The 14,019-nt window shown below is 66.6% G+C and carries 10 protein-coding genes; 4 read left to right on the top strand and 6 right to left on the bottom strand.

Features of this window, described 5'->3' with window-relative positions; all coding sequences use genetic code 11:
• Positions 1-48 precede the first annotated feature (48 nt).
• A complete protein-coding gene (locus OMP44_RS03685; protein WP_273862217.1) occupies positions 49-2,034 on the bottom strand; it encodes a sigma-54-dependent Fis family transcriptional regulator in 1,986 nt (661 codons plus the stop codon).
• Between the two features lie 182 nt (positions 2,035-2,216).
• On the opposite strand from OMP44_RS03685, the gene OMP44_RS03680 reads away from it, so the two are divergent.
• The 3 genes from OMP44_RS03680 to OMP44_RS03670 are packed head-to-tail and all read left to right on the top strand — an operon-like array spanning position 2,217 to position 4,999.
• On the top strand, positions 2,217-3,233 hold the full coding sequence (locus OMP44_RS03680) for a Gfo/Idh/MocA family oxidoreductase (protein ID WP_280306511.1): 1,017 nt from the start codon (positions 2,217-2,219) through the stop codon (positions 3,231-3,233).
• A 5-nt stretch (positions 3,234-3,238) separates the two neighbouring features.
• Entirely contained in the window at positions 3,239-4,027 is a 789-nt protein-coding gene (locus tag OMP44_RS03675) for a TIM barrel protein (protein WP_280306509.1), read from the top strand.
• 45 nt (positions 4,028-4,072) lie between these two features.
• Positions 4,073-4,999 carry a sugar ABC transporter substrate-binding protein gene (locus OMP44_RS03670; RefSeq protein WP_280306507.1) on the top strand — a complete coding sequence of 309 codons (927 nt, stop codon included), beginning with the start codon at positions 4,073-4,075 and terminating at the stop codon, positions 4,997-4,999.
• 143 nt (positions 5,000-5,142) lie between these two features.
• Here the strand turns inward: OMP44_RS03670 and OMP44_RS03665 are convergent, their stop codons facing one another.
• The 5 genes from OMP44_RS03665 to OMP44_RS03645 form a co-directional block, all read right to left on the bottom strand.
• Entirely contained in the window at positions 5,143-5,757 is a 615-nt protein-coding gene (locus OMP44_RS03665; protein ID WP_280306506.1) for a TetR family transcriptional regulator, read from the bottom strand.
• A gap of 341 nt (positions 5,758-6,098) precedes the next feature.
• Complete coding sequence (gene fabF, locus OMP44_RS03660) at positions 6,099-7,385, bottom strand: beta-ketoacyl-ACP synthase II (RefSeq protein WP_280306504.1); 1,287 nt, start codon at positions 7,383-7,385, stop codon at positions 6,099-6,101.
• Between the two features lie 65 nt (positions 7,386-7,450).
• Positions 7,451-10,549, bottom strand: a complete 3,099-nt coding sequence (locus OMP44_RS03655) for an efflux RND transporter permease subunit (RefSeq protein ID WP_280306503.1) — start codon at positions 10,547-10,549, stop codon at positions 7,451-7,453.
• On the bottom strand, positions 10,546-11,661 hold the full coding sequence (locus OMP44_RS03650; protein WP_280306501.1) for an efflux RND transporter periplasmic adaptor subunit: 1,116 nt from the start codon (positions 11,659-11,661) through the stop codon (positions 10,546-10,548). The genes OMP44_RS03655 and OMP44_RS03650 overlap by 4 nt, the downstream gene beginning before the upstream one ends.
• A 76-nt stretch (positions 11,662-11,737) precedes the next feature.
• A complete protein-coding gene (locus OMP44_RS03645; RefSeq protein WP_187979612.1) occupies positions 11,738-12,355 on the bottom strand; it encodes a TetR/AcrR family transcriptional regulator in 618 nt (205 codons plus the stop codon).
• Positions 12,356-12,453: 98 nt separating this feature from the next.
• On the opposite strand from OMP44_RS03645, the gene OMP44_RS03640 reads away from it, so the two are divergent.
• A complete protein-coding gene (locus tag OMP44_RS03640) occupies positions 12,454-13,905 on the top strand; it encodes an efflux transporter outer membrane subunit (RefSeq protein WP_280306499.1) in 1,452 nt (483 codons plus the stop codon).
• Positions 13,906-14,019 lie beyond the last annotated feature (114 nt).

The following is a 14,019-nucleotide window of genomic DNA, read 5'->3' as shown; positions in this document are numbered from 1 at the left end:
GACGCGCTCGCCAGAACCTGGCTCGCTGCGGTCGGCCGCTGCCGGACTTCAGCGTCCTGGCCGGAAATCCGCCGGATTCAAGGCGTAGCGGCGCAGCTTCACATAAAGCCCGGCGCGCGAGATCCCGAGCCGGGTCGCGGTTTGACGAAGGTTGCCGCGGGTCTGCTGCAAGGTGGCACGGATCAGGTCCCGCTGCCCCGTTTCAAGGGGGGTGAGGCGCTCGCCCTCGGTATCCGTGGACAGCGTGTTGGCGACCAACGAAGGAGGCAGGTCTCCCGGCTGTATGAGCGGCCCCTGGGCCAGATTGACCGCCCGCTCGATGACGTTCTCCAGCTCCCGCACGTTGCCGGGCCAGCTATGGGCCAGCAGCAACGTCAGCGCTTCGTCTGCGATGGCCGGCGGCGGCCGTTCCAGATGACGGCTCAGCGCCTTGAGCAGAGTAGCCACCAGCAGCGGAATGTCTTCGCGGCGCTCCCGCAATGGCGGTACCTGCAAGGGAAGCACATTGAGGCGGTAGAAGACATCCCCACGGAAGCTCCCGCCGGTCACGGCCTGGGCCAGGTCGCGATGGGTCGCGGCGATGACGCGGACGTCCACCGCCTGGGCCTTCTTGGCACCGATCCGGGTCACCTCGCCCTCCTGCAGCACCCGGAGCAGGCTCGCCTGGGCCTCAAGGGGCATATCGCCGATCTCGTCGAGAAACAGCGTGCCGCCATCGGCCAGCTCGAACTTTCCCGCCGCACCGCCACGAGCAGCCCCGGTGAAGGCCCCCTCGACATGGCCGAACAGCTCGCTCTGCACCAGGTCGCGTGGAATGGCGCCACAGTTCACCGCAACGAAGGGGCCATGGCGACGGACACTGGCGTTGTGGATCGCCTGGGCGAATAGCTCCTTGCCTACCCCGCTTTCTCCCAGTACCAGCACCGTGGCTTCGCTGTGGCTGGCTGCCTGAGCCACGCGCAAGGCGTTCTGCAAGGCTGGCGAGCGACCCTGGATATCGTTGAAGCTGTAACGCGCCCGGGTGCCCAGCAGTTGGCGGGTGATCTCGCGGATGCGGCGGTTCTCTCGCAGCGACAGCACCCAGCCGCCCTGGGCGATGGGCGCGGCGGAGGCCAGGCACGGCAAACCGCTGCCGTCTGGTAGCAACAGGGTGAGGTCGCGGTCCTGGCGTTCCCAGCGACGATCCAGCCAGAGGTCGAGGTCAGTGTCCTGGGTGATGAGGCTGGCGAAGGGGCGCCCCCGCTGTGGATCGTCGAGCTGCAGCAGGCGCCGCGCATAGCCGTTCAGGCTACGGATGCAGCGGTCGTCGTCGAGCAGGATGACGCCTTCGTTGAGGACCTCCAGCACCCGCTGCTGCTCGTCCAGCAGCGCGGTGAGCGCCAGCTGGCGGGAGATCGCATCGGCCGCGGCCTGGACCGTGCCCAGGGTATGGCAGTGGAAGTTGCCCACCGCCGCGGTGAGGGTCAGGGCGCCGAGCAGCCGTCCCTGGGTGTCGCGGACCGGTGCCGAGGCGCAGTGCATCCGCCGTTCGCGCAGCCCGCGCTTGAAATTCTCGCCCGCCAGGACGAACACCAGCCGCTGCTCGCGCAGGGCCAGGCCGGTGCAGTTGGTGCCCTGCACCGACTCCAGCAGACGACTGCCCAGCGGGGTGAGATCCAGCCCGCAGGCGGCCAGGGTCACGCCCTCGGCATCTGCCAGGTTGAGGTGCCCGTCCGGGTTGTAGCGCAACAGCTCGGCCATGACCGGCGCGGCGATGTCCAGCAGCTCGCGCTGCCGCTGCAGCCGGCGGGCCAGTTCCTGCGACTCGACGAATTCGTAGTGGAATTCCTCCGCGACGATGCCCGCCGCGCGGCTGCGCAGCCAGGACGCCCGGATCACCGGCCGCACCGGGACCAGTTCCGTGGCCCCCGCCAGGCAGTCGGTCCAGGCGGCATCCAGCTCGCGCTGGACACCTTCGGCGACCGACGACCGCTGCAGCTCGCTGACGAACTGCAATTCCCGCGTCAGCTCGCTCGGGGCGACCTTCTCCTGCATCTTCGGCTCCTCGTCCAATCTTTGGACATGTCCAGCTGGACATGTCTTTTTTATAGACATAAAGGCGGACTGGCAAGTCCCGTAGGCCGCGACCTGGCTGCCTTTTCTGCCCTGGCATGGCGGTTGCTCCCTCCGCGTCGGGTACATCGCCCACGCCTATAACAACCACAAGAGAACGCCTCATGCCCCAGACGAACACCCCCCTCGCCCTCGGCCTCATCGGTACCGGTCGCATGGGTACCTTCCATGCCACCGCCCTCGCCCGGCACCTGCATGGCGCGCGGCTGGTCGCCCTGGCCGATCCGGCGCCCGGCGCCGCTGCCCGGCTTGGCGAGACCCTGGACGTCGCCCATATCCACACCGACCCCCAGGCGTTGATCGAAGACCCCGCCGTCGAGGCCGTGGTCATCGTCGCCCCGGCCCGCAGCCATGCCGAGCTGGTGGTGGCCGCCGCCCGCGCCGGCAAGCCGGTGTTCTGCGAAAAACCCATGGCCGTGACCCTGGAAGAGGCCGACCGGGCCATCGCCGCCTGCGCGGAGGCCGGCGTGGCCCTGCAGGTAGGCTTCAACCGGCGTTTCGCCACCAGCTTCCGCAGCGCTCGGGAGCTGATCGTCCAGGGGCGGATCGGCACACCGCAACTGCTGCGCTCCCTCACCCGCGATCCGGCGCTGCACGATCCGGCGGCGGTGAAACCCTGGACCATCTTCCTCGAGACCCTGATCCACGACTTCGACACCCTCAACTTCTTCAATCCGGGTGCCCGCGCCGTGCAGGTCTACGCGGTGGCCGACGCCCTGGTGCGCCCCGATTTCCGTGACCGCGGTCTACTGGACACCGCCGTGGTGACCATTCGCTACGACAACGGCGCCATCGCCACCGCCGAGGCCAACTTCCAGGCGGTGTACGGCTACGACGTGCGCGGCGAGGTGTTCGGCAGCGCGGGGATGCTGACCGCCGGGGACGCCCGGACCAGCGAGCTGGTCTGCTACGGCGCCGAAGGCATCAGCCAGACCACCCAGCGCTCCGACGCCGAGTTGCTGCGCGACGCCTACCTGGCCGAGCTGCGCGCCTTCGTCGATGCCGTGCGCGAGAGCACCCCGGTGCCGGTGGGCGGCCACGATGCCCGGGCGGCGCTGGCCATCGCCCTGGCCGCCATCGAATCGGTGCAGACCGGTCAGCCGGTCGCCGTCGCGGAGTGAAGCCCATGACCTCATCGCCCTTCATCCTGGCCGTCAGCGCCGAAATGGTCTTTCTCGACCTGCCCTTCGTCGAGCGGGTCCGCCGCCTGCACGCCCTGGGCTTCGCCGTGGAGATCTGGGACTGGACGCGCCACGACATTGACGCCCTGGCCGCCACCGGCGCGCGCTTCACCTCCATGACCGGCTATGTCTCAGGCGACCTGGTGAGTGCCGAAGGCCGTGCCGCCCTGCTCGCCAGTGCCCGGGAATCCCTGGCCGTGGCCGAGCGCCTGGCCTGCCCTTCGCTCAACCTGCACGGCACCGGCCTGGACCCACGCGGCCTGCCGGTCAAGCCGCTGGCCGAGGTGAGCGGCCATCACTGGCTGGCGGCGCGTGACACCCTCGCCGAGATCGCCCGCCTGGGCGAGTCCGCCGGCCGGGTCTTCCTGCTGGAGAACCTCAATACCGCGGTGGACCATCCCGGCGTGCCCTTCGCCCGCGCCGAAGACACCCTGGCCCTGATCGAGGCGGTGGCCAGTCCCTACCTGCGGCTCAACCTGGACCTCTACCATGCCCAGATCGGCGAAGGGAACCTGATCGAGCTGATCCGTCGGGCCGGGTCGGCCATTGGCGAGATCCAGGTAGCCGATGTCCCGGGGCGCTGCGAGCCGGGGACCGGCGAGATTCACTACCCGGCCATTGCCCGGGCCCTCGCCAGGCTCGGCTATCGCGGTGTGGTCGGCCTCGAAGGCTGGGCTACCGAAGGTGATACCGAGCGTGCGTTGGAGCGCTTCAGAACGGCCTTCACCCTGTAGTCCCGCTAGATGTTTCCGCTCGCATAACAACAAGAGGAACTGAACATGCTGCTTCGCAACCTGCTGTGCGCCGCCTTCGCCTTCGCCCTGACGCCCCTGGCCCTCGCCGACTACCGTATCGGGGTCAGCATCGCCAAGGTCGACGACAACTTCATGACCTATGTCCGCCGCAATCTGGAAGAGGCGGGCAAGGCGGAAAAGATCAGCCTGCAATTCGAGGATGCCCAGGGCGACGTCGTTCGCCAGCTGAACCAGGTGCAGAGCTTCCTGGCGCAGAACGTGGACGCCGTGATCGTGCTGCCGGTGGACACCGCCGCCACCATCAACATTACCCGCGCCGCCACCTCGGCCAAGGTTCCGCTGGTGTACGTCAACCGGCGCCCGGACGATCCCAAGCTGCCCGCCGGCGTGGTCGCCGTGGCCTCGGACGACCTGCAGGCCGGGCAGTTGCAGGGGCAGTTCATCGCCAAGCAGCTGAACGGCAAGGGCAGCATCGCCCTGATCATGGGCGAGTTGACCCAGAATGCCACCCGCGGCCGCTCCGAAGGTCTCAAGGAAGCGCTCAAGGCCTATCCCGACATCAAGGTGATCGCCCAGCAGAACGCGGACTGGGACCGCAGCAAGGGCATGGACCTGACCAGCAACTGGCTGACCGCCGGGACCCATTTCGACGCCATTGTCGCCAACAACGACGAGATGGCCATCGGCGCCGCCATGGCGCTGCAACAGGCCGGAATGGGCAAGGGTCAGGTTCCGGTGGTGGGGGTGGATGGTCTGCCCGATGGTCAGGCGGCCATCAAGCGCGGACTGCTGGCCGCCTCGGTGTTCCAGGACCCACGAGGCCAGGCCGTGCAGGCGGTGCAATCCGCGCTCAGGATGATCCGCAAGGAACCGGTCCAGGCGGATGTCTGGGTGCCGTACGAGCTGATCACGCCCGGCAACCTGGCGGATTACACCGCTCGTTTCAAGTAGCGGCCGGGAGCGCGCCGACCTGAACGGGGTAGCGTCCCCTCGAAGGCTGAAAACCAACGCCCGGGACAGCTTAGTACCCCGCCCAGCGGGAGCAAGGCGTCAGTGCCGGTCCCTTGCTCCGCTGGCGCGCCGCTCGTCCACCGTCAGGGCCAGTCTTTCACAAGCGACCTGAAGTAGAGGGTGAAGATCAGCCGTACATCCATGAGCGGCGCGAAGATGTCCTGGTCTCGAAGGATGCCAGCCAGCGTGCCACAAAACAGGCTATGCAGCTGTAGGCTGGCACTTCTCGGCGTCACCGCGACCTGCAGGCGCTGCCGTTGGCCATCGAAGAGGCGCTCGACGAGCGCCACGAATTCGCGGGTCAGGGCATTTTCCCGCTGTTCGACTTCCTGCAGTTCCTGAGTGAACTCGCAACGGTGCATCAGGATGGTCATGACACGGCGCTCCCGTCCCGGCTGAACGAATTTCTCCATGCACTCGACGCACAGTTCGTACAGCCTCATCAGGCAATCGCCCTCCCCATCCATACTCAGCTGCTGGGTGACTTCGTCAAGCGGAATGCGGATGCGATTGAGCATCTCGTAGACCAGCTGCGCCTTGTCCCTGAAGTGCCAATACACCGCTCCTCGCGTGAGCCCGCACTCTCTGGCGATCATTTCGAGGCTGGTGCGTGAAACACCATTGGTGAGAAACAACGCCTCGGCTGCATCCAGAATGGTCTGGCGTGTCTGCTCAGCGTCTTCTTTAGTACGGCGCATGGCTATCTCGTTTCAAAGGCGTCTGTTTTGACAGTCTAACGTTTAGCCTGTCTTTTACAAACATTCTTGCATGTATGCTTACCTAGCGCATCTCTTCGGCACTTACATTGATGCGCACTCGTCATTCCAGGGAACTACGTGGGTGCCGGCTGCCCAGTCAGGTTTTGGACAGCGGCTGGAGAAAAACAGGAAGAGAGCCTTCTCTTCCTGGTGGACTCAAGTCCTATCTGAAAACGACGCAGGGAAACGCCGCTCCTACCGCCACGCGAGTCCAAAAAAATCACCTGCAACGCCACGAGCGTGGCCAGCCGGGCCACGCCTGCGTGCGCGCTCGGCAACTGTCAGCTCCCCATCCAACGCCTGAACAGCACGCTGGCATTCACCCCGCCGAAACCGAAGCCATTGGACAGGGCGTAGTCGATCGACAGCGGCCGAGCCTGCAGGGCGACAAGGTTCAGGCCTTCCGCGGCCGGATCGGGGTGGTGCAGGTTCAAGGTCGGCGGCACGATCTGGTCGCGCAGCGCGAGCACGGTGAAGATGGCTTCCAAGCCCCCCGCAGCGCCCAGCAGGTGTCCGGTGCTGGACTTGGTCGAGGTGATGGCCACCGGGGACGCATCGCCAAATACCGCGCGGATGGCCGCCAGCTCGCCCTTGTCGCCCACCTGGGTGGAGGTGGCGTGGGCATTGATGTGCTGGACCTGGGCAGCATCGATGCCGGCCTGGCGCAGCGCCTGCGCCATGGCGCGACGGGCACCGCTGCCGTCCTCCGGGCCGGCGGTGAGATGGTAGGCATCGGCGCTGGTACCGTAGCCCACCAGTTCGGCCAGGGGTGTGGCGCCCCGTGCCAGGGCATGCTCCAGGGTCTCGATCACCAGCAGCCCGGCGCCTTCGGCCATGACGAAGCCGTCACGCTCCCGGTCGAAGGGGCGCGAGGCCTCCTGCGGACGCTCGTTGGATCCCGTGGACAGCGCCCGGGCGACGGCGAAGCTACCCAGGCTGACGCGGTTGATGGCCGCCTCGGCCCCGCCGCAGAGGGCGATGTCGGCCTCGCCGCTGCGGATCAGCCGGGCGGCATCGCCGATGGCCTGGACACCGGCGGCGCAGGCGGTGATAGGCGCACCCAGCGGACCGCGGAAGCCGTATTGGATGGAGACGTTGCCCGCCGCCATGTTGGCCAGGAACGACGGTGCGGTAAAGGGCGAGAGCCGCCGCGGGCCGCGGGCGTCGGTGGTCCGCACCGCCTCGGCGATGGCGCCGAAGCCGCCCACCCCGGAGGCGATGATGGTCGCCGTACGCTCGCGCTGCGCCTCGCTGGTCGGCTGCCAGCCGGCCTGGCCGAGGGCTTCCTGGGCCGCCACCAGAGCGAACTCGATAAAGCGATCCATCTTCTTCAGATCCTTGGCGGCGATGGCCACCAGGGGGTCGTATCCCGCCTCCGGATCGTCGGCGCGGCTCGGCACCTGACCGGCGATGAGACTGCCCACCCCGTCGCTGACCGCGGGCGGCAGCGGACTTATGCCCGAGCGCCCCGCCAGCAGCCGAGACCAGACCTGGTCGGTGCCACAGCCCAGCGGACTGACCGTGCCCAGGCCGGTCACCACGATGCGTGTTCTGTCGTTGCCTTGCATTGCCTTACCTCTTCTCTCGATGGACGAGGCGCCCGCGGGCGACCTCGCTTCTTGTCCGCGCCCGATCAAGGCGCAATTGGCAGATCGGAGGACAGGGAATCACCGCGGACGGGTGGCCTGATCCTGAACCAGATGGCATACATGGCCGGCAGGAATACGAGGGTGAGCACGGTGCCCGCGAGGGTGCCGCCGATAAGGGTGTAGGCCAGGGTGCCCCAGAACACCGAATGGGTAAGGGGGATGAAGGCCAGCACCGCCGCCAGCGCCGTGAGGATCACCGGTCTTGCACGCTGCACGGTCGCCTCGACCACCGCCTGGAAGGGGGGCAGGCCGTCCTGCTCGTTCTGGTGGATCTGCCCGATCAGGATCAGGGTGTTGCGCATCAGGATGCCCGACAGCGCGATCAACCCGACCAGGGCATTGATGCCGAAGGGTTGCTGAAACAGGATCAGGGTCGGTACCACCCCGATCAGCCCCAGGGGACTGGTCAGGAAGACCATGATCATCGCGGCCATGGAACGCACCTGCAGGATGATGATAAGCAGCGTCAAGGCGATCATCAGCGGGAAGATCGGCAGCATCGCCGCCATCGCCTTGCCCGACTCCTCGATGGCGCCCGCCTGTACGATCCGATAGCCCGCCGGCAAGCGCTGGATCATCGGCTGCAGCTGCTGGAGCACGGCGGTGGAAACGTCCGGCGGTTGCAGCTCTTCGGCGATATCGCCGCGCACGGTGATCGTTGGCACCCGATCGCGCCGCCGCATGAGGGGCTCTTCCAGCTGCACCTCCAGGTCGCCGATCTGCGACAGCGGAATGCGTTGGCCCTGGGCGCCGACCAGGGTGAGATCGCCCAACCGCGCCGGATCGAGGCGAACGTCGCCCGCCGCGCGCGCCACCACCTGGACGGTGCGAATGTCTTCGCGGACCGCCGTAACCGGCACGCCGCTGAGCAGGAATTGCAGCTGCTGCGCGACGGCGCTGGAGCTCAGGCCCATGGCCTGCAGGCGATCCTGCTGCAACCTGAAGCGCAGCACCGGCGTCCGCGTGCCCCAATCGCTGTTGACGGTACGCATCAGCGGACTGGCACGCATCACCTGCTCCACCTCCGCGGCCACCCGCCGCAGCACCTGCGGATCAGGACCGCTCACGCGAAAGGCGACCGGGAACGGCGAATAGGGCCCGAACACCAGTTGGGTGACCCGCAGCCGTGCCTCCGGCGCGAGTCCGGCGGCAATGGCGTCACGCAGCCGCATCTTGAGCGCTTCACGGGCCTCGGGGTTGTCGGTGCGGACGATGATCTTGGCGAACGACGGATCCGGCAGCTCCGGACTCATGGCGAGAAAGAAGCGCGGCGCACCCTGCCCGATGTACGAGGTCACGATCCGGGCATCATCCTGCTGGGCAAGCCAGGCCTCGACCTTGGCGGTCGCCCGTTCGGTCTCGCTGATCGAGGTGCCATAGGGCATCTGCACCTCCACCATCACCTCGGGGCGATCGGAGATGGGAAAGAACTGCTTCTTGACGACAGCCATGCCCAGGATGGCGGCCACGAATAGGCCGATCACCAGCAGCGCGACCAGCCACTTGCGCGCGATCACCTGGCCGAGAACGCGGCGGAAGCGGTGGTAGCGCGGCGTGTCGTAAAGCGCGGTGTGCCCTCCTTCGACGGTCTTGGTCTCTGGCAGCAGCTTGACGCCCAGGTAGGGCGTGAACACCACTGCCACGACCCAGGAGGTGATCAGCGCGATGCCGACGATCCAGAACATGTTGCTGGTGTATTCACCCGCCGCGGACTGGGCAAAGCCATTCGGCATGAAGCCCACGGCGGTCACCAGGGTACCGGCCAGCATGGGAGCGGCGGTGTGGCTCCAGGCATAGGCGGAGGCTTTGCCGCGGCTATAGCCCTCCTCCATCTTCACCACCATCATCTCGATGGCGATGATGGCATCGTCCACCAGCAGCCCCAGGGCCAGGATCAGCGAGCCCAGGGTAATGCGATCGAAATTCTTGCCGATGGCGGCCATGACGAGAAACACCGCCGCCAGCGTCAGGGGGACCGCGGCCGCCACGACGATGCCCACCCGCCAGCCCATGCTGACGAAGCAAACCACCATCACCACCAGCAGGGCGACAAAGAACTTGATCATGAATTCGTCGACCGACGAGGCGATGTTGACCGCCTGGTCGGTCACCTTGGTCAGACTCATGCCCAGGGGCATCTCAGCGTTTATGTTGCCGACTTCGCCTTCAAGTGACTTGCCGAGATCCAGGCCATTCCAGCCGTCGCGCATGACGATGCCCAGCAGCAGCGCCGGCTCGCCACCGCTGCGGATGACGAAGGTGGCCGGGTCTTCATAGCCACGCGTCACCGTCGCGACGTCGGCCAGTTTGAAGGTGCGGCCCTTGACGATCACCGGGGTGTCGCGGATGGCATCGAGCTGTTCGAAGGCGCCATCCAGACGGACGAAGACCTCGGGGCCGCGGGTTTCGATGGAGCCCGCGGGCGTCAGGGCATTCTGGGCATTGAGCGCGGCGAAGATGTCTTGCGGTGCCACGCCCAGGGTCGCCAGGCGATCGTGGGAAAACTCCACATAGATGCGCTCGGTCTGCTCACCCAGGATATTGACCTTCTTGACCCCCGGCACATGCAGCAGACGCTGGCGCAGCGTTTCCGCCTCGCGTGCCAGCAGCCGTTGCGGCTCGCCCCGGGCCTTGAGCGCGAAGAGCGCGAAGGTGACGTCGGCGTATTCATCATTGACCATTGGCCCGCTCACCCCGGCGGGCAGGACCTTGGCTTCGTCACTGATCTTCTTGCGCGCCTGGTAGAACTCCTCGGGCACCTCGGCCGGCGGTGTGCTGTCGAGCAGCGTCAGGGTGGTAAAGGCCAGGCCCGGACGGGTATAGGTTTCCGAGCGCTCGTACCAGCGCAATTCCTGCAGGCGCTTTTCCAGCTTCTCGGCGACCTGATCCTGCATCTCCTGCGCCGTGGCCCCCGGCCAGGCAGTGATGATGGTCATGACCTTGACCGTGAAGGCCGGATCTTCCGCCCGGCCCAGCTTGAAGAACGACAGTACCCCGCCGACCGAGATCAGCAGGATCAGAAACAGGGTGATGGAGCGCTCGCGGACGGCCAGCGCCGACAGATTGAATCGGCTGTCGCTCACGGCTGCTTCCCTTCCAGGGCACTGTTGGCAGTGGTGGCCAGGCGGATCGCCTGGCCCTCGTGAAGGAGATGAACGCCGAGGGCCACGACCCTGTCACCCGGCAGGAGGGGGCCGTCCACCAGGGCGGTGTCATCCGACACCTGACGAATCTGCACGGGTACCCAGGCGACCTGCCCGGGCGAGCCCTGGATACGCCAGACCCCCGCGCCTTTGCCCGCGTCGTACAGGGCGCCCAGCGGCACCTGCAAGGCATTCGCCCGATGCCCGGACTCTTCCGGAATGCGCAGTCTCACGGTGGTACCCAGGGGCGCACTGGCCAGCGTCCCTTCGAGCACATAGCGCGCCTCGAAGGTACGCGTCTCGCGGTCGGTGCTGTCCGATAACTGCCGCAACCGAGCCGATCCCGGCTGTTCCGCAGCGCCCAGACGGCTGGCTTGGGCCAGGGAGCCAAGCGTCGGACGCAAGGTCTCCGGCAGCTGGACGACGACCTCCCGGGCGCCTGCACGAGCCAGGCGCACCACGCTCTGTCCAGCGGCTACGACCTGCCCGGGCTCGGCCAGGGTATCGACCACGGTGCCATCCGCATCGGCCACCAGGACGGTATAACGGCTGGCGTTGAAGGCGACTTCCGCCTGGGCTTCGGCAGCCTTGAGCTGGGCCCTGGCCGTATCCGCAGCAGCCTTGATCTGATCGTAGCCGGAGACCGAGATCGCCCCCGTGCCCCGTAGATCCCGGTAGCGCGCCTCATCGTCCGCCGCCTGGCGGGCTCGCGCCTGGGCAGCGGCCACGGCCTCGCGCTGCGCCTGCAGGGCCAGTTGCAGATCGATGGGATCAAGCTTCAGCAGCGGCTGCCCGCGCTTGACGGTTTCACCGATGTCCACCAGCCGTTCGGCGACCTTGCCTGTCACGCGGAAGCCCAGATCGCTCTGGATTCGCGCGGCGACGATACCGGTAAAGGTACGACCAGCGCGCTCGGCGGGCTCCGCCACCGCAGCTCGCACCAAAGGCGCCTGCGTGCGGGGATCGCCCTGGGAAGGGGCGTTGCAACCGCCAAGGGACAGCGAAAGGACGGTAGCACCCACAGCGGTGGAAAGCAGACGGCGCGCGAACATGGAAGCTCCGAGAGGATGCCAGCAGAGCGCGCAATTTGATACTAGTGACCATTTTAGTCAATAGTCACAAGACAATTTAGGGCGAGAGGCTACGCAGCACCAGGTTGGACAGCTGGGTAAGAGCGACATCGAAATGCTCGAAGCTGTGCTGGAGCATCAGCGGATTCAGATAGGGTCGCAACACGAGATAGGTCGCCATCGTCACGTCGTCGATCGGCGTCTTGCGCTCGAACTGTCCTTCCCCGCGGCCCTGCACCAGGATCTCCTTGAGCAGCTCCTGCATCCGCGCTTCGTAGCTGATCGTGGCCGGCCAGCGGCCCGACGCCGCAGAAATGGCGATTTCGTAAAGCTTTCGATCGTCTGAAAACAGCCGCAGGGTTGCCGCCGGAAGGCTCTGAAACAGCCTTCTTAGCTTTTCGGGGGCTTGGGTAGCTGAGGCCACTGCGGCCCTGGCCTCGGCCTCGATTCCGCTCAGGCAATCCGCACAGATGGCCTCGCCAATCGCCTGCTTCGAATCGAAGAACTTGTAAATGTAGGCCTTGGAAAACCCGATGCTCCGGGCGAGTTCGGACACCGTGGTTTTCTCGTAGCCGTAGTGGCTGAAGTGTTCTTTCGCTGCCACCATGATCTGGTGGCGAACGTCGTGCTCGGCCGGTCCACGAGCCTGGCCAGGGGAAACGGATTCGGTAGTCATGGGGCTGGGTGTTCCGGCAGTTGCAAAATGATGCGGAAGGTGACCAATATACACTTTAGTCACTAAAACCGTTCAGGCGTTGCTCAGGATAAAAGCCCATGCGCTCCAGACTCCAGATTATTCTGCTCACCAGCGCCACCCTGGCGAGCGGCTGCACAGTCGGGCCTGACTACCGCGCCCCTGAAGGTGCGTTACCGGCAACCTTCCAGCAGCAGCCGGTGGCAGCGACCCTGGCCGATCGGGCGCTCGCGGGTTGGTGGGACCGTTTCAACGATCCACTCCTGAGCCGCCTGGTAGAACAGGCGCTTGCGCAAAATCTCGATCTGGTCCAGGCCGACGCACGCATTACCCAGGCTCGCGCCGGCCTTAGGGCGGCCGACGCCGCGCTATTGCCGGCAGGCGATCTCGGTGGCCAAGCCGGTCGTGCCTATCAGTCGCTGGAAACACCGCTTGGACGGGTGCTCGATTCAGCGCCCGGCTACGCCAGGAGCGGTTCTTCCTATGAGGCCAATCTTGACTCAAGCTGGGAGCTGGATGTGTTTGGCGGTCTGCGCCGAGGTCGTGAAGCCGCCCGGGCCGACTACCAGGCCAGCGTGGCGGGTGCCCGTGCCGTGCGCCTTGCCGTGGCTGCCCAGACCGCCGACCTCTATGTCGACATCCGCGGTCTGCAGACACGCCTGGCGATCGCTCGCCATCAGGTGGACACCCAGCAGGGCTTGCTGTCGATGGTCAGGCTACTGAACGGCAAGGACCTGGCGACCGACCGGGAGCTACGCCAGGCCGAAGGGGGCTTGGCCGAGGTCCAGGCCTCGATACCCGGCCTGGAGTTCTCGCTGGAGCGGGCCATGAATGCACTGGACGTGATGCTGGCGGCGCCGCCTGGCACCTGGCGTACCCAACTGGCTGGCGCCGCGTCCATTCCCGACGCGCCCCGCATCGAAACGGCAGGCACGCCCGCCGATCTGCTCCGTCGACGTCCGGACCTGATCGCGGCCGAGCGCCGCCTGGCCGCCGCCAATGCCCGGATCGGCGCCGCAATGGCCGAGTACTATCCCAAGATCTCCCTGAGCGCTCTGCTCGGCAGCGCCACCACGATTTCCAGTGGCAATCTCTTCAGCCACGACGCCAATCAGGCGCTCGGTGCCCTGGGCGTACGCTGGCGGCTGTTCGACTTCGGCCGGATCGATGCGCAGATCCAGGCGGCCAAGGGACAGCGCGCAGAATCGCTGGCGGCCTATCGGCTGGCGGCATTACGCGCCACCGAAGACGTGGAAGATGCCCTGACCGGCCAGTTGAAGCGCGAAGAGCAGGTCACTCTACTGACGGCGGGCGAGGCTTCGCTCAGCCAAGCCCGCCAGGCCGCCGCCCTCGCCTACCAGAAGGGTGTGCTGCCCCTGGTCGACGTTCTGCAGGCCGATGAGCGCCTGCTCCGCACGGCCGATGCGCGTGCCCAGGCGCAAACGGCAGCCGCACAGGCGGCAATAAGCACCTTCAAGGCGCTGGGTGGAGGCTGGCAACCCGCTCCCCCCGCCGCCCTGAGCCTGAGATAGAAAAAGACGGCACCTGCTGCACCGGGCCAGCCCGAGCGGCTGTCCGGTACAAAAGCCGAGATTCTGCATCGCGGCCCCTGCAACCCGGCCGTCCATACTGGGTACCCATGGCCG

It is taken from the genome of Pseudomonas flavocrustae, from assembly GCF_029872515.1.
Lineage (GTDB): Bacteria > Pseudomonadota > Gammaproteobacteria > Pseudomonadales > Pseudomonadaceae > Chryseomonas > Chryseomonas aestiva.
The sequence above is the reverse complement of the archived record's forward strand: the minus strand, read 5'-3'. Positions and strand labels throughout refer to the sequence as shown.